This window comes from Lysobacter spongiicola DSM 21749 (genome assembly GCF_900167055.1).
Taxonomy (GTDB): Bacteria; Pseudomonadota; Gammaproteobacteria; order Xanthomonadales; family Xanthomonadaceae; genus Novilysobacter; species Novilysobacter spongiicola.
In genome coordinates, this window is the sequence record NZ_FUXP01000010.1 from 33,824 (window position 1) to 57,365 (window position 23,542).

Genomic DNA, 23,542 nt, shown 5'->3' on the forward strand with positions numbered 1-23,542 from the left:
TGCGGTGCCGTAAAAAGTCCGTTATCTAGGACGGGGCCACGGGAAGCGCGTGCCAGTGCTGGTGGCAAGGGGAGAAATACTGTGGGTGTCATAACGAAGAGCCAGCCGGCGCTCGTCGGCGTGGATATCAGTTCGACTGCGGTCAAGCTTCTGCAGCTGTCGCGGGCGGGCAACCGCTATCGCGTGGAGCACTACGCGGTGGAGCCGTTGCCGCCGAATGCGGTGGTGGAGAAGAACATCGTCGAGCCCGAAGCGGTGGGCGAGGCCATCAAGCGCGCCGTCGGCCGGTCCGGCACGCGTGCCAGGCACGCCGCCGCGGCCGTGGCCGGCTCCGCGGTGATCACCAAGGTGATCCCGATGGCCGCCGACCTGGAAGGCGACGATCTCGAGGCGCAGGTGGAGCTCGAGGCGGTCAACTACGTGCCTTACCCGATCGAGGAAGTGAACCTCGATTTCGAGGTGCTCGGCCCCGTGCCTGGCAGCACCGAATCGGTCGAGGTGCTGCTGGCGGCATCGCGCGCCGAGAACGTCGAAGTCCGGGCCTCGGCGTTGGAAATGGGGGGACTGACCCCGAAGGTCATGGACGTGGAAGCGTTCGCGATCGAGAACGCGTTCGGCCTGCTCGCCGACCAGCTGAGCACGCCGCGTGACGGCCTGGTCGCGCTGATCGATGCCGGCGCCACCATGACCACGCTCAACGTGCTTCGCAACGGGCGCAGCCTGTACAGCCGCGAACAGGTGTTCGGTGGCAAGCAACTGACCGACGAGGTAATGCGCCGCTACGGCCTCAGTTATGAGGAAGCCGGTCTGGCCAAGCGCCAGGGCGGGCTGCCCGAGACCTACGAGACCGAGGTCCTGGACCCGTTCAAGGAGGCGATGGTGCAGCAGGTGAGCCGGCTGCTGCAGTTCTTCTACGCAGGCAGCGAGCACAACCGGGTCGACCAGATCGTGCTTGCCGGCGGCTGTGCCGCCATCGCCGGCATCGCGCCGATGGTGGAGGAGCAACTGGGCGTGCCGACCATGGTCGCCAACCCGCTTGCACACATGACCCTCGGGCCGCGCGTGCAGGCGCATGCATTGGCCCAGGATGCCCCCGCGTTGATGATCGCGTGCGGCCTCGCCTTGAGGAGCTTCGACTGATGGCGCGGATCAATCTCCTTCCGTGGCGCGCGGAGCGCCGCAAGCAGCGGCAGAAGGAAGCGATGGTGATGCTGGGGCTCTCCGCCCTGGGCGCCGTGCTGCTGTCGGTCCTGATCATCTTCTTCTACAACGCCCAGATCGACGGCCAGAACGAGCGCAACGCGTACCTGACCGCGCAGATCGAAGAGGTCAAGAAGCAGAACGTCGAGATCGACGAGCTCGATGAGAAGAAGGCCCGCCTGCTGGCGCGCAAGGAAGTCATCGAGCGCCTGCAGGCCAATCGCTCGCAGATGGTCCACCTGTTCGACTCGTTGGTGCGCACGATTCCCGATGGCGTGGTGCTCACCTCGATCAAGCAGGACAGCGAGACCCTCAGCCTCGAGGGGCGTTCACAGTCCAACGCCCGCGTCAGTACCTACCTGCGCAATCTCGAGGGCTCGGGCTGGATGAGCCGACCGGAGCTGTCGATCATCGAGGCCAAGGGCGACGACAAGGGATTGCCCTACGAGTTCAGGCTGACGGTCAAGCTCGCCAATCCCAACGCGCCCATCGACGAGGACGGCGACGGTATTCCCGATACCGTGCCCGCACCCGCCGAGGCGGTGACCACGCCGGTCGCCGTCGGTGAAGAAGCCGCCGCCGGGGCCGCCGATGCCGCGGCACCCGTCGATCCGGCAGATGCCGCCGATCCCGCGCCGACTGTCGTTGAAGATGCCGAGGCCGGGGAAGAACCCGTTGCCGCGCCTGCCGCAGGAGCCGCCTCGTGAGCCAGAAGAAGATCAATCTCAAAGAACTCGACTTCAACAACATCGGTGGATGGCCGCAGCAGGCCAAGATCGGCCTGTACGTGATCGTCGCCGCACTGATCCTGTTCCTGAGCTGGTGGCTGCTGGTACGCGACAAGCTCGACACGCTGGCCAGCCTGGAGCGCACCGAGGTCGAGCTGCGGGAGGAGTTCGAGACGGAGCAGGGCAAGGCCTCGAACTTGGAGCCGCTCAAGCTGCAACTGGCGCAGATGGAACAGCAACTGCAGCAGATGCTGCGCCAGCTGCCCAGCAAGACCGAGATGCCGGACCTGATCGTGGACATTTCGCAGACCGCGTTGGCCACCGGGATCAGCAACGAGCTGTTCCAGCCGGGCCCGGAGGAGCCGAAGGAGTTCTACGCCGAGAAGCCGATCGCCCTGCGCATGGTGGGCAGCTACCACCAGTTTGGTGCTTTCGTCAGCGGCGTGGCCTCGCTGCCGCGCGTGGTGATCATGACCATGCACGACATTTCCCTGAAGCCGCGCGGCGAAGGGACCAGCATCACGGCGAACTCCGCGCTTGAACTGGCGGGTACGGTCAAGACCTACCGCTACCTCGACGAAGACGAAATGGCCGAGCAGGCCGCCCAGGCCGAAGCCGCCGGGGAGGGGACCTGACATGCGGAACCTGATTTCCAAGCCGGTTTCCGGCCGGCGACTGCTGATGGCCGGGCTGGCCCTGCTGGTACTGGCCGGCTGCACGCGCGGTGTGACCAGTACCTACGATGACGCCCCGAACCTGGAAGACTGGGTGGCCGAGGTGAAGGCGCAACCCGCGCCGCCATTGCCGCCCTTGCCGGTGATGCAGCAGTTCGAGACCTTCGAATACGCTGCGCAGGGCATGCGGGATCCTTTCAGCACGGCCTTTACCGACCGCAACGCCGGTAGTGGCCCGCGTCCCGATTCCGATCGGCGCAAGCAGACCCTCGAGCAGTTCCCGCTGGACAGTCTCGACATGGTGGGCACGCTGGGCGAGGGTAGCGCGACCGTGGCATTGGTAATGGCGCCGGACAAGGTGACCTATCGGGTACGACCCGGTGCGTACATGGGGCAGAACGATGGTCGGGTGACCTCGGTGACCCAGGACCGCATCGAGTTGGTGGAACTGGTTCCGGACGGCGCCGGGGGCTGGCTTGAACGCCCGGCCACCGTCGCGCTGGAAGATCAATAAGGATTGGGGGATAGCACGATGACCGTATTCAAAGCCACACGAGAGCGGCCTGCCCGGCGCCCCATGACTGCCGCAAAGGCTGCCCGGGGCGCAGGCTACGGGTTGGTGCTTGGCGCGCTGGCCGCCTTCACCGCCGTGCACGCGGCTCCGCTGCCTGCGACTGGGCCGACCTCGGTCCTGGTGGGCCAGGCTGCGCTGGCATCCGACCCCGCCAAGCAGGTGCCGGGTGGCGTTTCCGTCGCGAACATCGACTTCAAGCGCGGCGACGGCGGCTCCGGCCGCCTGGTGCTGCGATTCGACGGCAACGGCGCAAGCCCGGATCTCCGGAACCAGGGAGGGCAGGTCGTCATCGACGTGGCCAACGCCCAATTGCCGGCGACCTTGCAACGCTCCATCGACGTGTCCGACTTCGCCACGCCGGTCGACCGCATCGAGCCACGCAGCAGCGGTGGTGGCACCACGGTGGTGCTGCAGACCGACGGCAACTTCGAGTCGATGGCCTACCAGACCGGCAACGAATACATCGTCGAGATCGTGCCGCGTGCCGCGGCCGTCGCATCGACGGCGAGCAACACCGGGACGGGTGTGGGCGCGACGACCTCGGTCTCGAGCAGCACCGATACCCCGCGCTACGGCGGCCGGCCGGTGACCTTCAACTTCCAGGACGTGCCGGTCCGCACGGTGCTGCAGCTGATCGCCGAGGAATCCAACCTCAACGTCGTCGCCGCCGATACCGTCCAGGGCAACGTGACCCTGCGGCTGGTCAACGTGCCGTGGGACCAGGCGCTCGACATCGTCTTGCAGGCCAAGGGACTGGACAAGCGTCGCAATGGCAACGTTGTCTGGATCGCGCCCCAGGCGGAGATCGCCCAGTACGAGCAGGACCGCGAGGACGCGCGCATCGCGATGTCGAACCGCGTGGAGCTGACCACCGAGTACATCCAGATCAACTACCACAACGCCACCCAGATCTATGAAGCCCTGACCGAGGCCAAGGGCGTCGGTGGCTCCGGCGGTGGCGGTGGCGGTTCGGGCGGTGGCTCCGGCAACGACGGTGACACCGGTTTTCTTTCGCCGCGTGGACGCCTGGTGGCGGACGAGCGCACCAATACCCTCATGATCAGCGACACCCCGAAGAAGGTCGCCGAAATGAAGGAGCTGATCGCGGTGATCGACCGTCCGGTCGACCAGGTCGTGATCGAGGCGCGGGTGGTGGTGGCTACCGAGAGCTTCATGCGTGAACTCGGTGCCCGGTTCGGCATCAGCGGCACCCGGGACAACGTCGGCTTCAGCGGCGATCTCGAGCAGAACATCGACAACCTCAACGACCGTACCCAGATCACCCGCGGGCTGATGACCGATCTTGCGGTCAGCAATCCCGCCGGCGCAGTCGCACTTTCGATCCTCAATGCCGGCTACCTGCTCGATGTCGAGCTGTCGGCCATGCAGGAGCAGGGTCGTGGCGAGGTGATCTCCAACCCGCGCATCGTGACCAGCAACCAGCGCGAGGCCATCATCAAGCAGGGTCAGGAAGTCGGCTACGTGACCATCCAGCCGGCCACCGCCGGCGGCGTGGCCACCCCCAGCGTCCAGTTCAAGGAAGTGGTGCTGGAGATGCAGGTCACCCCGACGATCACCAACGATGGCCGCGTGTTCCTCAATCTCAACGTGAAGAAGGACGAGATCGAGGGCTTCATCGATACCTCCATCGGTGACGTGCCGCAGATCAGCACCCGCCAGGTCAACACCGCGGTTCTGGTCGAAGATGGTCAGACTGTCGTGGTCGGCGGCGTCTACGAGTTCCGCGAGCGTGACGACGTGGCCAAGGTGCCGTTCCTCGGCGACATCCCGTTCCTCGGCAACCTGTTCAAGCGCAAGGGGCGCACGCAGGAAAAGGCGGAACTCCTGATCTTCGTTACCCCGAAGGTCCTGGAAGTCGCCCAGCGCAACCATCGCTGATCCGGACACCGCATGATCTTCGCAAACGGGGCCCTCGGGCCCCGTTTTTGTTGGCATGCGACAAATGCGCGGGAACCCCGCGTGAACATTCCGGTCGAACCCGATACGGCATCATGGGCCGCCGAGCTCTCGACAACCCAAGAGGACAGGATGGACCACACCCACAGCACGCATGTCGCCATGCCCGCGGCGGATGAGAGGGAGTCGGCGCGGCTGCACGATGTCTTCAAGGCATTGCGTGACGCGTTGTCGTCCGAGATCGTCGGCCAAGCGGCGCTGGTCGAGCGTCTCCTGATCGCCCTGCTTGCCGATGGGCACCTCCTGGTGGAAGGCGCCCCGGGACTGGCCAAGACCACGGCGGTGCGGGCGCTGGCGGCGCGCCTGGAAGCGGACTTCGCCCGCGTGCAGTTCACCCCGGACCTACTGCCCGCCGACCTCACCGGCACCGAGGTCTGGCGTCCCCAGGATGGCCGCTTCGAGTTCCAGCCCGGACCGGTGTTCCATCCGATCCTGCTGGCCGACGAGATCAACCGGGCCCCGGCCAAGGTGCAGTCGGCCCTGCTGGAGGCCATGGGGGAGCGGCAGGTGACCGTCGGCCGTGCGACCTACCCGCTGCCGCCGTTGTTCCTGGTCATGGCCACGCAGAATCCGATCGAGCAGGAAGGCACCTTCCCGCTGCCGGAGGCCCAGCTGGACCGCTTCCTGATGCACGTGCGCATCGGCTATCCGGACGCCGGCGCCGAGGTGGAGATCCTGAGGCTGGCGCGCGAGCGTGCGCGGGAAGTACTGCGGCCCCATGAAACCGAACAGCAACGGATTCCCCAGGCCGACGTGTTCGCGGCACGCGAGGCGGTGCTGGACTTGCATGTCGCCCCCGCCGTCGAGCGCTACCTGGTCGAGCTGGTGCTCGCCTCGAGGAACGCGTCGCGCTACGACGAGGCGCTGGGCCGTCGGATCGAGTGGGGCGCGAGCCCGCGCGGATCCATCGCGCTCGAACGCTGCGCGCGCGCGCACGCCTGGCTGGCGGGTCGTGACTTCGTTACGCCGGACGACGTGCGTGCGATCGCTCCGGAGGTGCTTCGCCACCGCGTGTTGCCGAGTTACGAGGCCACGGCTGAAGGGTGGGATGGCGACCGGCTCGTCGCGGAGCTGCTGGCCAAGGTGCCGCTGCCATGAGGCTGTCCTCCATTTCCCGCGGTGCCCCGACCGATGTCTGAGGGCATCGCGCCCACTCTCCCGGAGTTGCTGGCGCTACGGGCGGTGGCCACCGGCAGGCGCGGGGCCCGGCTCGGGCGGCATGGCCCGTCGGGACAGGCGCTGTCGCCCCTGCGGGGGCGGGGCATGGAGTACGCGGAGTCGAGGGAGTATGTCGCCGGAGACGACGCCCGGCACATCGACTGGCGACTGACCGCGCGCACCGGCAACGCGCACACCAAGCTGTACCAGGCGGAGCGGGAGCGGTTGACGCTGGTGGTGGCCGACACCGCCCCATCGATGTACTTCGGGACCCGGGTGCGGTTCAAATCGGTCCAGGCGGCAAGGGCGGGAGCGGTGGCCGCGTGGGCGGCAGCGCGCGATGGCGACCGCATCGCCGCGTTACGTGGCAGCTCCCGTGAAAAGCCGGTCAGCCCGGCAGGTGGAGCCCGTGGCGCCTTGCGCGTACTTGACGCGCTCGTGCGCTGGTATCGCACCGCACCGGAAGCTGATGAGGGGCTGGGGGTGGCGCTCGACCACGCCCAGCGACTGCTGCGTCCCGGCTCCCGGCTGGTCGTGCTCGCCGACGCCTTGGCGACTGCCGATATCCCGGGCCGCCGCTGGTCGTCGCTTGCCCGCCATCATGAGGTCGTGGTCCTCCTGGTGACCGACCCGCTCGAACTGTCGCCGCCACACGACACCGTCGCCTTCCGCAGCGGCGGAGAGCGGGTGGAGCTCGATCTCGGGAGCCGCACCCAGCGCGAGCGCTGGAACCGGCAATTCCGCCAGCCGGGGGACGAAGCCATCGCATCGTTGGCCGCCTGTGGCGTGCGGGCGGACCGGTTGCTGACCGACGCCGCCAGCGAATCCTGGCTGCCCTTGCTGGGCCGCGCCCGGCCCATGGTGGCGTGATGCAGGCCCCGTTGGCGCTGCGTGACATCCACCAACCGCCGGCGCCGCCCTGGTGGCCACCCGCGCCCGGTTGGTGGATGCTGCTCCTGCTGCTGGTCCTGGCCTCGTTGGCGTGGGGCTGGTGGAGCCGGCGCCGCCGTCTCAGGCGCGCACGGCTCGCCGCCCTGTTCGACGAGACGGTTGCGCAGGCCGCCACTCCGGCCGAAGAGGTGGCGCTGCTGTCCGAGCTCCTGCGTCGTGCCGCGCGCACGCGTGATCCGGGTGCCGACCGCTTGCAGGGGGATGACTGGCTGGCATTCCTCGATGGGCCTGGCGGCAAGCAGCAGGGGCCGGTGTTCTCGACCGGAGCAGGCCGGCTGCTTTTGGAAGGAGGTTGGCGCCGCAACGTCGAACCGTCGGAAGTGCAGGCCCTGCGGCCGCTGGCACGGGAACGTTTCCTGCGATGGATGCGTTGACGATGAACGCTACCTTCGCGGATACGGCGGCCTCGATCATGCCCGCCTGGCTGGATGGTTTCGCCTGGCCCTGGGCGCTGCTGTTGCTCCCCTTGCCCCTGCTGTTTCGATGGCTGCTGCCTGCCCGTCGCCATGGCTCCGCCTTGCGGGTGCCGTATGAAACCCGGCTTCGCGCCGTAGCCGAGGAAGGCAAGGGACTGGGCGGCCGGCGGATTCCGTGGCTGTTGTGGCTTGCATGGTTGCTGCTCTGCGTGGCGGCGGCGCGGCCACAGCAGGCCGGCGAGGCGATCCAGCCTCCACTGGCGGGGCGGGAGCTGATGCTGGCGCTGGACCTCTCGGGCAGCATGAGCGAGCCGGACATGCAGCTCGGCGGCCGACTGGTTGACCGGCTGACGGCGGCGAAGGCGGTGCTGGCGGATTTCCTCGACCGCCGCACCGGTGACCGCATCGGCCTGGTGGTGTTCGGTCGGCAGGCGTACGTGCTCGCGCCGCTGACGCTCGACCATGAAACCGTGCGCCAGCAACTGGCCGACAGCGTGGTGGGCATCGCGGGACAGGAAACGGCCATCGGCGATGCGGTGGGGCTGGCCGTGAAGCGGCTGCGCAGCCAGGAGGGGGGGCAGAAGGTACTCGTGCTGCTGACCGACGGCGTCAACACCGCCGGGCTTCTGGAACCTGCCAAGGCGGCCGAGCTCGCCGCCGACGAGGGCATCCGGGTCCACACCATCGCCTTCGGTGGCGAAGGATCTCTCTCGTTGTTCGGATTCCAGCTCCCGATGGCCGGTGCGGGCGACGAGATCGACGAGGAAACGCTCCAGCAGATGGCGGACATCACCGGAGGGCGATTCTTCCGCGCGCGCGACGCCGGGGAGCTTGCCGGCATCTATGCGGAGATCGACCGGCTGGAACCGATCGAACGACCGGGACAATCGATAAGACCGATGATCGAGCGTTACTCTTGGCCGCTTGCGGCGGCGTTGCTCGCCGGTCTGCTGGCTGTCGCGCGAACCGGCAGGAGGCGCCGATGAGCGTGCTCGCACTGCCCCTTCAGTTCGTGCGGCCGGAGTGGCTGTGGGCTTTGCTCGCGCTACCGGTGCTGGCGTGGTGGCTGTTGCGCCGCGAGCGCCGCGACGACCCGTGGCGCGACGCAGTCGATCCGCACCTGCTTGCGCACCTCGTCGACCGCGGCCGCAGCCGGGGCATGGCCTTCGCACTGGGGGGCGCGCTGGCCTACCTGTTGGCGGTGGTGGCACTCGCCGGGCCGGGCTGGAGACAGGTCGAACAGCCGCTCCGGCAGGATGCGGTGCCGCTGGTCGTCGCCCTCGACCTCTCCAGCCATGTGCTGGCCGGAGATCTTCCGCCCTCCCGGCTGGCCCACGCCCGCGCCAAGCTCTCGGCATTGCTGGAGCATCGCCAGGGCGGACAGGTGGGGCTCGTGGCCTGGGCCGGGGAAGCCTTCACCGTGGCCCCGCTGACCGCGGACCCCGCCAACGTCGCGGTGTTCCTCGACGCACTGCACCCGGCGATCATGCCGGTGGACGGCCAGCAGCCGGACCAGGCCATCGAGTGGTCGGTGCGCCTGCTGCACCAGGCGGGATTCGATCGCGGCCAGGTGCTGCTGGTCACCAACGATGCGGACGCGCGCGCTGTCGAGGCGGCACGCCAGGCCGCTGCGGACGGCTTCGAAGTGTCCCTCCTGGGGTTGGGTTCCGAGGCGGGGGCCACGCATGCCCGACCGGATGGCACCCAGGCCACCACCCGCCTGGAAACCGGCCGCTTGAGAGACGTGGCGGCTGCCGGCAATGGCGACTTCGCGCCATTGGCTGCCGACATGTCGGACCTCCGGGCCCTGGGCGTGCTGGATCCACAGACTTCGGGTGTCGCTGCGAAATCCCGGGACGGCGCCGGGGCCGGTCTTGCCTGGCAGGACGAGGGCTACTGGCTTCTGTTCCCGCTGATGGTGCTGGTCCTGTTCGGATTCCGGCGCGGCGCCGCGGTCGGGATCCTGTTGCTGGTGCCGTGGTTCCCGGCGGCGGAGCTGCACGCGGCGGAGCTGTGGAAGCGGCCGGACCAGGTGCAGCACCAACGCATGGCGGAAGCGGCCGAAGCCTATCGTGCGGAAGAGTACGACCGCGCCATCGGACTGTACGGCCAGGTCGAGGGGCCGGTGGCCGACTACAACCGCGGCAACGCGCTGGCCCGTGCCGGCGACTATGCCGGGGCCATCGAGGCCTATGACGAAGCATTGCGGCAGCGGCCCGGGATGGAGGATGCGGTTGCCAACAGGCAGGCGGTCGAGGCAGCCATGCGCAAGCAGGAATCCGAAGCATCGGAGGACGGGCAGGGCGAGGGCGGGCCCGGCGAGCCGGGACAGCCCGGGCAGCCTGACGCCGGGCAGCAGGAAGGCGAGTCGGGAGACCCGGATTCCGCGGGGCAGGGCGAACAGGGCAGTGCGGAGGCCGAAGGCGATCCGTCAGGCGAAGGTGGTGACCAGCAGCCTCCGGACGCGCGGCCGCCTGCTGGAGACGAGCAGGAACCGGCCGAGGACGCCGGGAATGGGGGCGGATCCACGCCTGCCGACCCGCAGGAGCAGCAGGAGGCGGACGAGGCCCAGCGCCAGCGCATGCAGCAGGCACTGGAGAATGCCCGTGCGGACGGACAGAGCGAGACGGAAGAGGCTGCGCAGGCGGTGCCATCGAACGAAACCCCGGAGCAGCGGGAGCGACGGCTCGCCAACGAGGCATGGCTCCGCCGGGTGCCCGATGACCCGGGCGGGCTGTTGCGGGAGAAGTTCCGTATCGAATACGAGCGCCGGCGCATGGGCGGCGGGTGGGAGGAATGAGCACGATGTCGCGAAAGTCCCTGCAGGTGGTCCTGCTGGTGTTGCTGTCGCTGTGGTGCATCGCGGCGGCCGCACAGCCGAGGGCCTGGCTGGATCGGGATCGCATCGCCGCTGGTGAAACCGTCACCTTGAACATCCTGGCCGAAGGCGGTGGCGCCCCCGACTACGCTCCACTCCAGGCCGACTTCGAGCTCAGTGGACGCACCAGCCGCCGCCAGGTTGAAATGAACAACGGCGAGGTGACCATCCGGACATTGCATGCCGTGGCATTGCGCCCCCGCCAGGACGGGGTAGTGACCGTCCCGGCCCTGCAGGTCGGGCGCGAGCGCACCCAGCCGCTTTCGCTGGTGGTTGCTCCGGCGAGCGCCAACACCCCGACGCGGGCGGGCGACGACGTGTTCCTCGAGAGCGAGGCCGACGACTCCGACCCGTACGTGCAGCAGGCGGTGGGCTGGGTGGTGCGGCTGTACTCGGCGGTTCCGCTGGTGTCGGGGAGCCTGGACCAGCCGTCACCCGATGGCGCCAGCCTGCGGCAGGTCGGCGACGACGCGCAGTTCGCGCGCGATATCCAGGGGCGGCGTTACACCGTCATCGAGCGCCGCTACCAGCTGATCCCCGAGTCCAGCGGGCCGCTCAGCATTCCGGGCGCGAAGTTCCAGGGTCGCGGGGCCGCGGGGTTCTTCGACGATTTCCTCGGGCGCAGCGGTTCCCTGTCCGCCCAGGCCCCCGCGCGGACGCTGGACGTGCGACCGGTGCCCGCCGACGCCCCCCAACCCTGGCTGCCCCTGCACGACCTGCAGTTGCGCTACGCCGCGACCCCAGGGGATCTGCAGGCGGGCAGTGCCGCCACCGTCACCGTCGAGCTGGCGGCGGACGGTGCCAGTGCGGCGCAGTTGCCGGAGCTGCGCCTGCCACCGATCGATGGCGTGCAGGTGTTCGCCGAGCCGGTCCAGGCCGACGAGCGTTTCGTCGATGGCCGGCCCCGGGTGACGTTGACGCGGGCATTCTCGCTGGTGCCGGCTGGAGCGGGTGAGGTGACGCTGCCCGGGCTGGAGATCGAGTGGTGGGACGTGGCTGCCGGCGCCGTCCGGACAGCCCGGCTGCCGGCGCTGGACCTGGCGGTCGGCGCCGGAAGTGGCGCCGCCACGCTGCCGCCGCTCGCAACGCCTGCGCCAATGCCGCCGGTAGGTGCGACGGCATCCGGCGGCACCTCGATTGCCACGGACCCCGGTGCCGGATGGCTCGACTGGAGCAACAACCGCGTGTGGATCATTGCAACCGTCGTGTTCGCGCTGCTGTGGTTGTTGACCCTGGCGTGGGCCATGCACCGCCCCGACCCCAGTCCCGGGCTTGGAAAGCAGGACGCGGCGCCGGAAACAGTCGCCCCTGCGGATCGGGGAGGACTGGTCCGTGCACTGGACGTAGGCACCCTGTCGGATGTGGCCCATGCCCTGTGCGCGATGGCCCGGCCGCCGGTTGCCAACGTCGACCAGTTGCGGGACCGGCTGGCGGATCGCGCCCAGGTCGAAGCGGTCGATGCCATGGAGCGCGCGCGCTGGGGTGATGGCGACGGTGTGCAGGCGCGATCGCTCCTGCGCAGCGCCTTCGCCAACGGGCCGCGCTGGAAGGCCGAGCCGGCCCCGGCCGACGCCGGTCCCTTGCCCCCCCTGTATCCGTGAGCCCGGCGGCGTGCGTCGGGTCCCGGCGCGCGTTTGCTAAGCTCGCCGCCGACCTCGGGGAATGAATCAATGACGGCTTACGACAGCACGGACGGGACCAGGACCGGCCTGGCATTGCACACGCGGATGCTGATCGGCTTCGCCGTGGGCGTGGTCGCCGGTCTTGCCGCGAACATGCTGGTCGGCGAAGCCGCCTGGCTGGATGTGCTGGTGACCTACGTCGCCGACCCCATAGGTCAGTTGTTCCTGCGCCTGCTCTTCATGGTGGTGATACCGCTGGTGTTCTCGGCGCTGGTGCTGGGCGTGGTGGAGATCGGCGATCCGCGCTCGCTGGGCCGCATCGGCGGCAAGACCCTGCTCTGGATCCTGGTGGTCACGGCGATGGCGGTGACGATCGGCCTGGTGCTGGTCAACCTGCTCCAGCCGGGGCAGGGCCTGCCCCCCGATATCGCCCAGACGCTGCTGTCCGAGTCGTCCGCCCGCGCCACCGAGATCGCCGGCGGCCGGGAAGCCGTTTCCGGCATCGACGTCCTGCTCAACATCGTGCCGCGCAACCCGGTGGCCGCCGCCACCGACGGCGACCTGATCGCGGTGATGTTCTTCGCGCTGATGTTCGGCATCGCCGCGACCGTCCTCCAGTCCGAAGGCACCAAGACCTTCGTCGGTACCGTGCAGGGCATCTACGACATCTGCCTGAAGATCATCGGCTGGGTCATCGAACTGGCGCCCTACGCCGTCGCCGCCCTGCTGTTCTCCATCACGGCCCAGCTCGGCCTGGACGTGCTGGTGCAACTGGCGCGCTTTGTCGGGACGGTCCTGCTTGCGCTGGCGATCCACTTCTTCGTCGTGTTCCCGACGCTGCTGTGGGTCTTCGGCGGGATGTCGCCGATGCGCTTCTTCCGGGGCGCCCAGCCGGCGCTGCTCACCGCGTTCTCCACCTCGTCCTCCAGCGCGACCCTGCCGACCACCCTGAAGGTGTCGGTGGAGGAGCTGGGTGTGCCGCGGCGGGTGGCCCGTTTCGTGTGCACGCTGGGCGCGACCGCCAACATGAACGGCACGGCGCTGTTCGAGGGCATCACGGTGCTGTTCCTCGCGCAGTTCTTCGGGGTCGAGCTCGGGCTGCTGCAGCAGGGGCTGATCCTGGTGATGTGCATCCTGGGGTCGGTCGGCGCCGCCGGCGTTCCGGGTGGCTCGCTCCCGGTGATCGCGATGATCCTGGTGATGTTCGGGATCCCGCCGGAAGGCATCGGCCTGATCCTGGGCGTGGATCGCTTCCTCGACATGTGCCGGACGGTGGTGAACGTGGGCGGCGACATGGCCGGGTCGGTGGTGATCGGCCGCAGCGAGGAAGGGGCGGGCGCGGCGCCAGTCGCGCCCAGGACGGACGCGTAGCCAAAACGCTGCCTTGCCGCTGCCCCGACGGTCCTCGGCCGTCGGGGCGACACGGCCGCGGCGGGATGGGACAATGGGTGCTGATTCCACGCCAGCGCAGCCCATGCCCACGCCGACCCGCCGCGACCTCGCCAACGCCATCCGTTTCCTTGCCATCGACGCCGTGCAGGCGGCCAACTCCGGCCACCCGGGCATGCCGATGGGCATGGCCGACATCGCCGAGGTGCTGTGGAACGACTACCTGAGCCACAACCCGGCCAACCCGGGCTGGTTCAACCGCGACCGGTTCATCCTCTCAAACGGCCACGGCTCGATGCTGCAGTACGCACTGCTGCACCTGTCCGGCTACAACCTGTCGATCGACGACCTGAAGAACTTCCGCCAGCTCGAGTCCAAGACCCCGGGCCACCCGGAGAACTTCATGACCCCTGGCGTGGAGACCACCACCGGCCCGCTGGGGCAGGGCTTCGCCAACGCCGTCGGCATGGCGCTGGCAGAAAAGCTGCTGGCGCAGCGCTTCAACCGTCCGGGGCACGAGGTGGTCGACCACCGCACGTGGGTGTTCATGGGCGACGGCTGCCTGATGGAAGGCATCTCGCACGAGGCCGCGTCACTGGCCGGCACCTGGGGCCTGAACAAGCTGGTCGCGTTCTGGGACGACAACCACATCAGCATCGACGGCAACGTCGCCGGCTGGTTCACCGATGACACGCCGGCACGTTTCGAAGCCTACGGCTGGAACGTGGTGCGCGGCGTCGATGGCCACGACAGCGATGCGATCAAGGCGGCGATCGAGCAGGCGATTGCCTGCAACGACAAGCCGACCCTGGTCTGCTGCCGGACCACGATCGGCTATGGCTCGCCGAACAAGGCCGGCAAGGAATCCAGCCACGGCGCGCCGCTGGGCCTGGAGGAGATCACCGCCTGCCGGACCGGCCTGTGCTGGGACCACGAACCGTTCCACATCCCGCAGGAGGTCTACGACGGCTGGCGGGTCGGCGATGCCGGCGCGGCCCGCGAGGACGAGTGGAAGCGCGCATTCGACGCGTATGCCGCCGCGTTCCCGGAGGAGGCCGCCGAACTGGTGCGGCGGGCGCAGGGCCAGCTGCCAGAAGGCTTCTCCGCTGCCGCCGATGCGTACATCGCCAAACTGCAGGCCGATGGCCCGACGGTGGCTTCGCGCAAGGCATCGCAGATGGCGATCGAGGCCTTCGCGCCGTTGCTGCCGGAGCTGGTGGGCGGTTCCGCCGACCTCGCGCACTCCAACCTGACGCTGTGGAGCGGCAGCAAGTCGGTGACCCTGGAGGACCGCGACGCCAACTACATCTATTACGGCGTGCGCGAATTCGCGATGACCGCGATCGGCAACGGGCTCAGCCTGCACGGCGGGTTCGTGCCGTACGACGCGACCTTCCTGGTGTTCAGCGACTACGCCCGCAACGCCGTGCGCATGAGCGCGCTGATGGGCGCGCATGCCATCCACGTCTACACCCACGACTCCATCGGTCTGGGCGAGGACGGTCCGACCCACCAGCCGATCGAGCACATGGCCAGCCTGCGCTACATCCCGCACAACGACGTCTGGCGTCCCTGCGATGCCGTCGAGTCGGCGGTGTCGTGGAAGGCCGCGATCGAACGCCGCGACGGGCCGAGCTGCCTGGTCTTCTCGCGCCAGAACCTCGACCACCAGCAGCGCAGCGATGCGCAAGTCGCGGATATCGCGCGTGGTGGCTACGTGCTGAAGGACTCGAAGGGTGAGCCCGAGACCATCCTGATCGCGACCGGCTCGGAAGTCGGTCTCGCCATGCAGGCGGCCGCGGCACTGGGTGACAACGTTCGCGTGGTCTCCATGCCTTCGACCGATGTCTTTGACCGTCAGCCCGCCGACTATCGCGATTCGGTGCTGCCCAGGGCTTGCCGCAAGCGGGTGGCGATCGAAGCCGGTGTTTCGGACTTCTGGCGCAAGTACGTCGGGTTGGACGGCGTCGTGGTGGGCATCGATACCTTCGGTGCATCGGCCCCCGCTGGCAAGCTGTTCCCGCACTTCGGGTTTACGGTCGAACGCGTCGTCGAGGCGGCGAGCGCGCTCGGTTGACGGAAACTCTGACGGCTGGCGCTGCAGGGAGGCAGTGGATATGCGACCTGCGCACGCGTCACCGGACCCGGTGAGTCGGCTTCTGCTTCGCATTGTGCTGGGGGCGATGCTGGCGCTCGCCTCGACAGCGTGCTCCACCCGGGCGGTGCGGACCGATGTCGATTACGCCATGGTGCTGCCGCCGTTCGCTGAGCGGACCCGGCTACAGCAGGACGATGTCTTCCTGATGGCGGCGCCCATCGAAAGTCCCCTCCCGCTATTTCCCGGCGACGTTGATCCACACGAATTGGCGGGGGCGGTGAGCGTGTGCATCGAGCTGGTGGTGGACGAGCATGGCGAGGTGTCATCGATTGAACCCCTCGACATCGGTTCTTCGTGCACCGACGTTTCGGGTTATCCAGGGAGCAGCTTCCTCCGGGAAGTGACGGGTGCAGTTGCCCGGTGGTCCTTCATCGCTGCAGCGATCTGCACCCCTGCTGAAAACGATGGGGAAGATTGCGAGTCTCCGGAGGCCATGGTGCGGGCGATTCCGGTGAAGCTGTCCTACATGTTTGCATTCACCCGGGATGGCGAGGTCGGCGGCGTAACCTCGCCCCGGAGTGTCATGCGATGATCGAGGGTGGGGCTGAGGTATCAGGGGACGGGGCTTGATCGAACTGCAGCAGGTGCGCCGCACCTACCGGATGAGCGGACAAGCGCTACACGCGCTCGATGGCGTGGATCTGAGTATCGGAGCGGGGGAGTTCGTGGCGATCACCGGGCCGTCCGGCTCGGGCAAGTCAAGCCTGCTCAATATTCTGGGTTGCCTGGACCGGCCCGACAGCGGTCGTTACCTGATCGAGGGCGAGGACGTCGCCGGTTTCGACGATGAGGCGACCAGCGACATCCGCAACCGCCGGATCGGCTTCGTGTTCCAGAGTTTCCACCTGCTGCCGCGCCTGAGCGTGCTGGAGAACGTACTGCTGCCGCTGCGCTTCCACCGCGACCCGCCGGCGTCGGCGCACGAGCATGCGCGCGAACTGCTGCAGCGGGTCGGCTTGGCCGACCGCAGCAGCCACCGTCCCAATGAACTGTCTGGCGGACAGGTGCAGCGTGCCGCGATCGCCCGGGCGCTGCTGCTCAGGCCGGCGCTGCTGCTGGCCGACGAGCCGACCGGCAACCTCGATTCGCGCAGCGCGGCGGACGTGCTGGGCTTGCTCGACGAAGTGCATCGCAGCGGTCAGACGGTGGTGCTAGTAACGCACGACAACGACGTCGCCGCCCGCGCCCTGCGCGGCATCCGCCTGCGCGATGGTCGGATCGAACAAGATGTCGCGCACTGACCTGCGCGCCGGCGTCATGGTGCTCGGCCTGCTGCTGGCGCCGGCCGCGGGCGCGGTGGTGCTGACCGGTGAGGTGCAGGCGGTCGACGCGCAGCCGATCTACACCCCGCAAGCGAACTCTTCGCCGGTCGTGCTGCGGTACTTCGTGCCGGAGGGCGCCCGGGTGGAGCCCGGTGACGTGGTGCTGCGGGTCGATCCGGGCGGTTCCGCCGGACAGATCCGCGACCTCGAGGCCCAGATCGAGCAGGCGCGGGTGCGGATGGACAAGGAGCTGGCCGGGCTGCGGGTCGAGGTGGTCGATGCCGAGCTGGCGCTGGTGGACGCCGACGCGGCGCGTGAGGTTGCCGCGATCGATGCCGGGATTCCGGCCGGGCTGATCGCAGCGCTCGATCACGACCGCTACCAGGGCGAGCTCGACCGGACCAGCCGCGAGTACGCGCTCAAGCAGAAGGAGCTGGCGGCCGCACTCGCCGCGATAGGCCGCCGGCAGCAGGACGGGACCCTGGAGATCGACAAGCTGGTCGCCCAGCGTGACTACCACGCCGCGCGGGTGCGGATGTCCGAGGTGCGTGCCGAGCAGGCGGGCGTGGTGGTGCATGGCTTCAACAACAACTGGATCGGCGGCCGCATCGACGAGGGCAGCTCCACCCTGCCGGGCAGCAAGGCCGGCGAGGTGGTCAGCGGGGGTGCCATGCGCGTTCGAGCGTGGGCGCTGGAGCCGGACCGCCGCGGGCTCATGGTCGGGCAGGCGGTGGGGCTCGCCTTCGATGCACTGCCGGGGCGGCTGACGCCCGGCCGCATCAGCGCGATTGCCGGCGTCCCCGAGGACAGGCCAGAGTGGGGCGAAGGGCGTTACTTCACCATCGACATTGAAATCCCGGCACAAGGCGAGCTCAAGCTGCTGCCGGGGATGAGCGTAAGAGTCGATGCCGGAGCGGTGCCATGAAGCGGGTACACGTGGCCGCCATAGTGCTGCTGGCGATGTGTGCGTCGCCGGTGGTTGCAGCGGTGCTGTCGATCGATGGCGAGGTCTATGCGGGCGAATCCAAAGCCCTCATGCCGCCGAGCATCGATGGTGTGTGGATGCTCAACATCACCCGGATCGCGCCGGACGGATCGCCGGTGAAGGTGGGCGAGGTCGTGCTCGGCTTCGACGGCAATAGCCTGATGCAGGATTTGAACTCGAAGAACAGCAAGTTGGGCGAGAAGCAGCGCGAGCTGGAAACACTGCTGCTCGACCTCGCCGAGCGAGAGCGTACCGAACGCCTGGCGACCGCGGAGGCGCGCGCGGACGTCGACAAGGCCCGGCGCAAGACAGGGCAGCCGCAGGCGCTGATCCCTGGCACCGAATATCGGAAATTGATCATTGCCCGGGAAAGAGCCGAGCGGCGACTGTCGTTGGCGGAGGAGCGCGAGCGGCTCTCCGCCGAGCAGCGCCGGCAGGAGCGACGGCTGGTCGAGGCCGAGATCGCGCAATTGCAGGGCGAGGTCGCACATCTGCAGGACGCGCTGGCATCGCTCGAGGTGAAGGCGCCGCGCGAGGGGCTGATGATGCACAAGAGCAGCTGGAGCGGTGACAAGTTCGATGTGGGGTCGCAGGTGTTCCGCGGCCAGGCGGTCGCAGAGATCCCCGATACCGGGACCCTGGCGGTGCGCGGCGATCTACCCGAACGCGACCTGTCGCGCGTCCGCATCGGCATGCCGGTGCGGGTGGTGGTCGAAGGCGGCGCCGGCATTGCGGTTGCCGGTCGTATCGAGGCGGTTGGCCGGGCGGTGCGCAGCAAATCGCGAGTGCAGCCGGTGCCGGTGCTGGACCTGGAAATCGCGCTGGGCGACGCGGCCGACCTGCTGAAGCCAGGGCAATCGGTGCGGGTGGAGGTGCAAGTGGCCGACGAACAGGCGCGATCGGCGGGAGCGCCGCGGTGATTCCGGCCAGGACAGGGCGACTGGTCGTCTGCCTGCTGTTGGCGCTTGCCGCTGCCATGCTCGCCGGCTGCGGCGACGACGTCGCGCCACCGACGGTGGAGACGGTCACGCGCGTGCCGCTGGTGCTGGACGTCATCGGCGAGGGCCCGCTGCAGTCGGCCAAGGCCACCCCGCTGCTGGTGCCGGGCCAGGGCTGGGCGCAACGGCAGCTGGTCTGGATGCGGGACGAGGGCAGCCGGGTGGAGGAGGGCGAGGTGCTGGCACGCTTCAGCACCGAACGCGGCGAGCTCGACCTGGCCGAGGCGCGGGTGGATCTGGAGCGCAATGCCCTGGCGCGCGCGGCCAAGCAGGCCGAGCTCACGACCGGCCAGGGCCGGGTGGCGGTCGACCTGTCCAAGGTCGCGATGGACCTGTCGATCGCCGAGCGCTACGCCGGCGCCGACCTGTCCACGATGGCCCGCAACGACGTACTCGACGCCATCCAGGACGTCGACTACCTCGGTGCCAAGCGCGACACCCTGCGCTGGAAGCAGGGCCAGTCCAGCGAGCGGGGCGCCGCCGAACTCGCGGTGCTCGATGCCCAGCGGGCGACGGTGGCGATCGAGGCCGAGCGCAGCCGCAAGGACCTCGAGGCGCTGGAGCTGCGCGCCCCGCACGCCGGGGTGATGATGCTCACCGCCGACTGGAGCGGCGAGAAGCCGACCATCGGCAGCAGCCTGCGGCCAGGCTCCGAACTCGGCCGCCTGCCCGACACGAGCACGCTGGAAGTCGAGCTGGCGATGCCGCAGATCCAGGCGCAGGGCGTCGCCGTCGGCAATATGGTCGAGCTGTCGCCGGTCGGCCGCCCCGGGCAGCAGGTGACCAGCACCATCAGCTGGGTGGCCAGCGCGGCCAAGGTCATGAGCCGCAACAGCCCGGTGAAGTACCTGACGATGAAGGCGACGGTGCCGGCCGAAGCCGCCCGCAAGCACGGCTGGGTTCCCGGTCAGAAGCTGCGCGCGCGGGTGGTGCTGTTCGAGGGTCAGGCGATGAGCGTGGCCAACATCGCGCTGCGCAGCGAAGCAGGAAGGCACTACGTGCAGGTCCGCGGCGGCGAAGGCTTCGCGCGCCGCCAGGTGGAAATCGGCGTGCGCGGTAGCGCCCGCTCCCAAGTGCTGGAGGGGTTGTCACCGGGCGACGAGGTGCTGCTGGTCGACGGCGGCACGGCCGCCGATGCGATCGGCGCGATAGATCCGGAGGCCTCGCCAGGAACTGATCCGGCCGGTGGCAACAACAACAGCGATGACAGCAAGGAGCCGGGGTCGTGAATCGATGGCTGCACGCATTGCCGCCGATCTGGCGCGAGGCGATCGAGGAGTTGTGGCGCCGTCGCCTGCGCACCGGTTTGACCCTGCTCGGGCTGATCTTCGGCGTCGGCGCGATCGTGGCGATGCAGGCAGTCGGTGAAGGCAGCCGGCGCGAGGCGCTACGGATGGTCGAGAGCCTCGGCCTGCACAACCTGATCGTGGAGACCGTCCACCAGGACGAGGACACCCGCAAGGAAAACCGCGAACGCAGCCTCGGCCTCAGCGTCGCCGACGGTCGGGCCGCGCTGGCGGTGGTACCGGGCGCCGAGGCCTATGCGGTCGAGAAGGAGGTCCGCACCCACTCGGTCTTCAGCGACAGCGGCCGCAGCGATGCGCGGGCCAGTGGTGTCAGTGACGGCTTCTTTCAGCTGTCGTCGCTGCAGGTTGGTGCCGGCCGTGCGCTGAACGACGACGACGCCGCGGCGCTATCGCCCGTTGCCGTGCTTGGCAGCCAGGCCGCGGCCGACCTGTTCCCGGCCGGCGATGCGGTCGGCCGACACGTCAAAGTCAACCACGTCTGGCTCGAGGTGGTCGGCGTGCTCGCCGACCGCGATCTGGGCGAGGCGAAGTTCGAGGGGATGCAACTGGGGCTGGAGAGCAACCGGATCTACGTGCCGTTGCCCAGCGCCCGCGCACGCTTTCGTTTCGAGCCGCTGGAGGACGAGGTCGACCGGGTGCTGCTGAAACTGGCCGACCCGGGACAACTGATGGCGGGCGCGCGGGTGTTCGCGGCAGTGCTCGACCAGCGCCACGCCGGCGCCGGCGATTACCGGCTGGTGGTGCCGCAGCAATTGTTCCGCCAGCATCAACAGACGCAGCGGATTTTCCGGGTGGTGATGGGCGCGATTGCGGGTGTCAGCCTGTTGGTCGGTGGCATCGGCATCATGAACATCATGCTCGCCAACGTGCTGGAGCGGCGGCGTGAGATCGGCCTGCTGCGCGCGCTGGGAGCGCGCCAGCACGACGTCATCGCCCAGTTCCTTCGCGAGGCGGCGGTGATCTGCGTCGCCGGCGCACTACTCGGCCTACTGTTCGGGGTGCTGCTGGCCTATTCGATCGCGCTGTTCGCTGACTGGCAGGTGGCTTGGGCACCCATGCCGATCGTGCTGTCGGTCGCCTTCTGTGCACTGGTCGGGCTCGGCTTCGGCGTGTATCCGGCGCGGCAGGCGGCGCGGCTGAACCCGATCGCCGCACTCCGCCACGATTAGGCCTGATCTCTCAGTCGGCCGTATCCTTCCTGCCGCCCAACTGCCGGGTGATATTCGCCAAGTCAAACCGAACCTATCCCCGTGTCCTCACGAATAACCGAGTCAGGTCGAGATGGGCCATTGCACAGGTCTTCGCTCCTCAGACCGCCGCTACTCCCGGGTCTCGCGCAATGCCAGCGCGAGCAACCGGGCCTGCAGCCGTTCTGCCAGGCCCTTCGGTTGTTGCAGGTCCATGCGGACGAGCAGCTCGGAAGGAGCTGCCTCCCGGTACACCAGCGCCCGCACGATGGTCGTCAGCTTTCCGCTCCGCCCCGCAGTGGCGGACTGCAGCCAGGCCAAGGCCGCGACCAGTCGTTCTTCTTCCCGGGTGAAATCGCTACCCAGCGGGTAATCGGGCAGGGTGCCGTCGCGGCGCAGGGGGGCGAGCGCTTCGCGCAACCGTTGTGGGGTATTCAATGCCGTGGTCGCGACCATGCTCTTGCCTTGCGGCACCTTCCCGGCGGCTTTGGCCTCCTCCAGCAGCGGCTGCTGGAAACGCGCGTCGCAGATGCGCAGCATCTCCGTAACGCAGTCCGCATCGCGCTTTCCGCGCAGGTCGGCGACGCCGTATTCGGTGATGTAGATATCGCGCAGGTGGCGCGGAATGGTGGCGTGCCCGTAGTTCCAGAGGATGTTGGAGGTGATGTGGCCGGCGCTTTCGCGCGTGGCCCGCAGCATCAGCACCGAGCGTGCGCCGGGTAGCGCGTGCGCCATCGCGACGAAGTTGTACTGGCCGCCGACCCCGGAGACCACCCGACCGTCCTCCAGCGCATCCGATACGGCGGCGCCCAGGGCGGTCGCCATCATGCAACTGTTGAAGAAGCGTGCGTCGCGGCGTTGCAGCCGCTCCAGACGTTCATTGCCGCCGTACAGTTCGTTGACCGAACTGACGCGGCGCATGTCGATCGCGCGCCGGGTGTCTTCGTCGAGGTTGCGCAGCCAGTCGTAGAACTCGGGCGAGCCGAGGTAGAAGGCGCCATGCAGGAACTGGCCTTCGCGCTCGAGGCGAGCGTGGTCCGTTTCATCCGCGCTGCCATCGGCCAGGCGCTGCATGGCCGCTTCGTCCTCGAGCACCTTGCGCCGGATCACCCCCACCTGGACCAGGCGCCGGAAGCCTTCGTTGAGCATCTCGCTGCAGCCGTACAGGCCCTCCGCGAACGGCGCCAGCGACGGGTCGCCGGCCGCGGGCGATCCCAATGCGTGGAGCACGCGGTGGTAGGCATCGTTGTGGACTTGGCGCAGCGCGAGCGCGTGGCACAGAGCGTCTGCCAACGCTCCGATCCCGATCTGCAGGGTACCGCCGTCCGCCACCAGCGTGCTGGCATGGAAGCCGATGGCATAGTCGACAGCCGCCACCGGCTGGCGGGGGAGCGCAAAGAGCCTGGGGTGGGGGCCCGGGGGCGCCACCACGGCATCGAAGAAGCCCGGATCGACCGCCGCGGTGCCGTCCAGCCACGGCAACTGCGGATCGATTTCGGCGACGAGCAGTGGCCTCGGGCGCCCGCTCGCGACGATCGCATCGATCGCGTCGAAGGTGAGGTCGGTATTGCACGACAGTGATAGCCGGTTCCCTCCCGGCTCGCGCGCGACCCGCTGTACGATCAAGCCGACCCCGCGATCGGCCAGGGCCCGGGCGACGTGGGTGTAGTTCAGGCTGGCGTAGTCCTGCTGCGCCTGTGGAACGCCGAGCAAGGCGCCGGACTGGAGGTAGAACTCCTCCACCCGGATGTGGCGCGGCAAGGTGCCGCGCTTGAGCGCGGGGACGTACTCGAGCCGCGGGAAGTCATCGCCAAAGTGTCGGGCCAGGAATGGCCCCAGCAGGCGCGCCGCCAGGCCCTTGCCGGCGGCGGGGGGATCCAGCGACAGCGCCGTATAGAGCGTGAGCGGCCTTGAAGCATCCGCGGCGATCCGGCGGAACAGGGCGTTCAACAGCAGGTGCGGTTTGCCCAGGCCCAGCGGCGCCGCGACGTGCAGTTCGCCCCCGTAGCGCGCCAGGATGAAGTCGACGGCTTCGTCGATGGTTGCAAGCATTACGGGTCCGGCCATTCCCCGATTAT

Annotated in this window: 20 protein-coding genes; 19 read left to right on the top strand and 1 reads right to left on the bottom strand. The window is 68.7% G+C overall.

The features are described from left to right. Nucleotides 1–81 precede the first annotated feature (81 nt). The 19 genes from B5D37_RS11380 to B5D37_RS11470 all read left to right on the top strand — a co-directional run bounded on the left by B5D37_RS11380 (nucleotide 82) and on the right by B5D37_RS11470 (nucleotide 21,446). Nucleotides 82–1,140 carry a pilus assembly protein PilM gene (locus B5D37_RS11380; RefSeq protein WP_078758856.1) on the top strand — a complete coding sequence of 353 codons (1,059 nt, stop codon included), beginning with the start codon at nucleotides 82–84 and terminating at the stop codon, nucleotides 1,138–1,140. Then, nucleotides 1,140–1,907, top strand: a complete 768-nt coding sequence (locus B5D37_RS11385) for a PilN domain-containing protein (RefSeq protein ID WP_078758857.1) — start codon at nucleotides 1,140–1,142, stop codon at nucleotides 1,905–1,907. Before B5D37_RS11380 ends, B5D37_RS11385 begins: the two co-directional genes overlap by 1 nt. Then, the gene (locus tag B5D37_RS11390) at nucleotides 1,904–2,563 is read left to right on the top strand and encodes a type IV pilus inner membrane component PilO (RefSeq protein ID WP_078758858.1); all 660 of its coding nucleotides are present in this window, start codon (nucleotides 1,904–1,906) and stop codon (nucleotides 2,561–2,563) included. Before B5D37_RS11385 ends, B5D37_RS11390 begins: the two co-directional genes overlap by 4 nt. Before the next feature lie 46 nt (nucleotides 2,564–2,609). Continuing rightward, nucleotides 2,610–3,116: a pilus assembly protein PilP gene (locus B5D37_RS11395; RefSeq protein ID WP_143814290.1), complete on the top strand. Its 507-nt coding sequence runs from the start codon at nucleotides 2,610–2,612 to the stop codon at nucleotides 3,114–3,116. Nucleotides 3,117–3,134: 18 nt separating this feature from the next. After that, complete coding sequence (locus B5D37_RS11400; protein WP_078758860.1) at nucleotides 3,135–5,075, top strand: type IV pilus secretin PilQ; 1,941 nt, start codon at nucleotides 3,135–3,137, stop codon at nucleotides 5,073–5,075. A 150-nt stretch (nucleotides 5,076–5,225) separates the two neighbouring features. After that, nucleotides 5,226–6,251, top strand: coding sequence for an AAA family ATPase (locus tag B5D37_RS11405; RefSeq protein WP_078758861.1), 1,026 nt, complete (start codon nucleotides 5,226–5,228; stop codon nucleotides 6,249–6,251). A 33-nt stretch (nucleotides 6,252–6,284) separates the two neighbouring features. Beyond that, nucleotides 6,285–7,181, top strand: coding sequence for a DUF58 domain-containing protein (locus B5D37_RS11410; protein WP_078758862.1), 897 nt, complete (start codon nucleotides 6,285–6,287; stop codon nucleotides 7,179–7,181). Then, nucleotides 7,181–7,636 (top strand): DUF4381 family protein, encoded by a 456-nt coding sequence (locus B5D37_RS11415; protein ID WP_078758863.1) that lies wholly within the window; start codon nucleotides 7,181–7,183, stop codon nucleotides 7,634–7,636. Before B5D37_RS11410 ends, B5D37_RS11415 begins: the two co-directional genes overlap by 1 nt. A 38-nt stretch (nucleotides 7,637–7,674) precedes the next feature. Next, on the top strand, nucleotides 7,675–8,664 hold the full coding sequence (locus B5D37_RS11420; RefSeq protein ID WP_078758903.1) for a vWA domain-containing protein: 990 nt from the start codon (nucleotides 7,675–7,677) through the stop codon (nucleotides 8,662–8,664). Beyond that, nucleotides 8,661–10,478: a VWA domain-containing protein gene (locus B5D37_RS11425; protein ID WP_078758864.1), complete on the top strand. Its 1,818-nt coding sequence runs from the start codon at nucleotides 8,661–8,663 to the stop codon at nucleotides 10,476–10,478. Before B5D37_RS11420 ends, B5D37_RS11425 begins: the two co-directional genes overlap by 4 nt. Before the next feature lie 5 nt (nucleotides 10,479–10,483). Continuing rightward, nucleotides 10,484–12,157: a BatD family protein gene (locus B5D37_RS11430; RefSeq protein WP_078758904.1), complete on the top strand. Its 1,674-nt coding sequence runs from the start codon at nucleotides 10,484–10,486 to the stop codon at nucleotides 12,155–12,157. 69 nt (nucleotides 12,158–12,226) lie between these two features. Further along, nucleotides 12,227–13,549 (top strand): dicarboxylate/amino acid:cation symporter, encoded by a 1,323-nt coding sequence (locus B5D37_RS11435; RefSeq protein ID WP_078758865.1) that lies wholly within the window; start codon nucleotides 12,227–12,229, stop codon nucleotides 13,547–13,549. A gap of 103 nt (nucleotides 13,550–13,652) precedes the next feature. Beyond that, nucleotides 13,653–15,644, top strand: coding sequence for a transketolase (tkt, locus tag B5D37_RS11440; protein ID WP_078758866.1), 1,992 nt, complete (start codon nucleotides 13,653–13,655; stop codon nucleotides 15,642–15,644). 106 nt (nucleotides 15,645–15,750) lie between these two features. Next, nucleotides 15,751–16,257, top strand: a complete 507-nt coding sequence (locus tag B5D37_RS11445; protein WP_078758867.1) for a hypothetical protein — start codon at nucleotides 15,751–15,753, stop codon at nucleotides 16,255–16,257. Nucleotides 16,258–16,291: 34 nt separating this feature from the next. Then, nucleotides 16,292–16,966, top strand: coding sequence for an ABC transporter ATP-binding protein (locus tag B5D37_RS11450; RefSeq protein ID WP_078758868.1), 675 nt, complete (start codon nucleotides 16,292–16,294; stop codon nucleotides 16,964–16,966). Beyond that, a complete protein-coding gene (locus B5D37_RS11455; protein WP_078758869.1) occupies nucleotides 16,953–17,912 on the top strand; it encodes an HlyD family secretion protein in 960 nt (319 codons plus the stop codon). Before B5D37_RS11450 ends, B5D37_RS11455 begins: the two co-directional genes overlap by 14 nt. A gap of 23 nt (nucleotides 17,913–17,935) precedes the next feature. Further along, nucleotides 17,936–18,892, top strand: a complete 957-nt coding sequence (locus tag B5D37_RS11460) for an HlyD family secretion protein (RefSeq protein ID WP_159447390.1) — start codon at nucleotides 17,936–17,938, stop codon at nucleotides 18,890–18,892. Beyond that, a complete protein-coding gene (locus B5D37_RS11465) occupies nucleotides 18,889–20,199 on the top strand; it encodes an efflux RND transporter periplasmic adaptor subunit (protein WP_143814286.1) in 1,311 nt (436 codons plus the stop codon). The genes B5D37_RS11460 and B5D37_RS11465 overlap by 4 nt, the downstream gene beginning before the upstream one ends. Continuing rightward, nucleotides 20,196–21,446, top strand: a complete 1,251-nt coding sequence (locus B5D37_RS11470; RefSeq protein WP_234987862.1) for an ABC transporter permease — start codon at nucleotides 20,196–20,198, stop codon at nucleotides 21,444–21,446. Before B5D37_RS11465 ends, B5D37_RS11470 begins: the two co-directional genes overlap by 4 nt. Nucleotides 21,447–21,596: 150 nt before the next feature. Here B5D37_RS11470 and B5D37_RS11475 read toward each other — a convergent pair whose 3' ends face one another. Continuing rightward, the gene (locus B5D37_RS11475; protein WP_078758871.1) at nucleotides 21,597–23,516 is read right to left on the bottom strand and encodes an acetyl-CoA hydrolase/transferase C-terminal domain-containing protein; all 1,920 of its coding nucleotides are present in this window, start codon (nucleotides 23,514–23,516) and stop codon (nucleotides 21,597–21,599) included. Nucleotides 23,517–23,542 lie beyond the last annotated feature (26 nt).

Excerpts from the sequence above, each read along its gene's own strand:
- B5D37_RS11435 (WP_078758865.1), top strand. The coding sequence starts at position 12,227 with ATGACGGCTTACGACAGCACGGACGGGACCAGGACCGGCCTGGCATTG.
- B5D37_RS11410 (WP_078758862.1), top strand. The coding sequence starts at position 6,285 with ATGTCTGAGGGCATCGCGCCCACTCTCCCGGAGTTGCTGGCGCTACGG.
- tkt (WP_078758866.1), top strand. The coding sequence starts at position 13,653 with ATGCCCACGCCGACCCGCCGCGACCTCGCCAACGCCATCCGTTTCCTT.
- B5D37_RS11425 (WP_078758864.1), top strand. The coding sequence starts at position 8,661 with ATGAGCGTGCTCGCACTGCCCCTTCAGTTCGTGCGGCCGGAGTGGCTG.
- B5D37_RS11415 (WP_078758863.1), top strand. The coding sequence starts at position 7,181 with ATGCAGGCCCCGTTGGCGCTGCGTGACATCCACCAACCGCCGGCGCCG.
- B5D37_RS11385 (WP_078758857.1), top strand. The coding sequence starts at position 1,140 with ATGGCGCGGATCAATCTCCTTCCGTGGCGCGCGGAGCGCCGCAAGCAG.
- B5D37_RS11475 (WP_078758871.1), bottom strand. The coding sequence starts at position 23,516 with ATGCTTGCAACCATCGACGAAGCCGTCGACTTCATCCTGGCGCGCTAC.
- B5D37_RS11400 (WP_078758860.1), top strand. The coding sequence starts at position 3,135 with ATGACCGTATTCAAAGCCACACGAGAGCGGCCTGCCCGGCGCCCCATG.
- B5D37_RS11395 (WP_143814290.1), top strand. The coding sequence starts at position 2,610 with ATGGCCGGGCTGGCCCTGCTGGTACTGGCCGGCTGCACGCGCGGTGTG.
- B5D37_RS11420 (WP_078758903.1), top strand. The coding sequence starts at position 7,675 with ATGCCCGCCTGGCTGGATGGTTTCGCCTGGCCCTGGGCGCTGCTGTTG.
- B5D37_RS11445 (WP_078758867.1), top strand. The coding sequence starts at position 15,751 with ATGCTGGCGCTCGCCTCGACAGCGTGCTCCACCCGGGCGGTGCGGACC.
- B5D37_RS11430 (WP_078758904.1), top strand. The coding sequence starts at position 10,484 with ATGTCGCGAAAGTCCCTGCAGGTGGTCCTGCTGGTGTTGCTGTCGCTG.
- B5D37_RS11405 (WP_078758861.1), top strand. The coding sequence starts at position 5,226 with ATGGACCACACCCACAGCACGCATGTCGCCATGCCCGCGGCGGATGAG.
- B5D37_RS11455 (WP_078758869.1), top strand. The coding sequence starts at position 16,953 with ATGTCGCGCACTGACCTGCGCGCCGGCGTCATGGTGCTCGGCCTGCTG.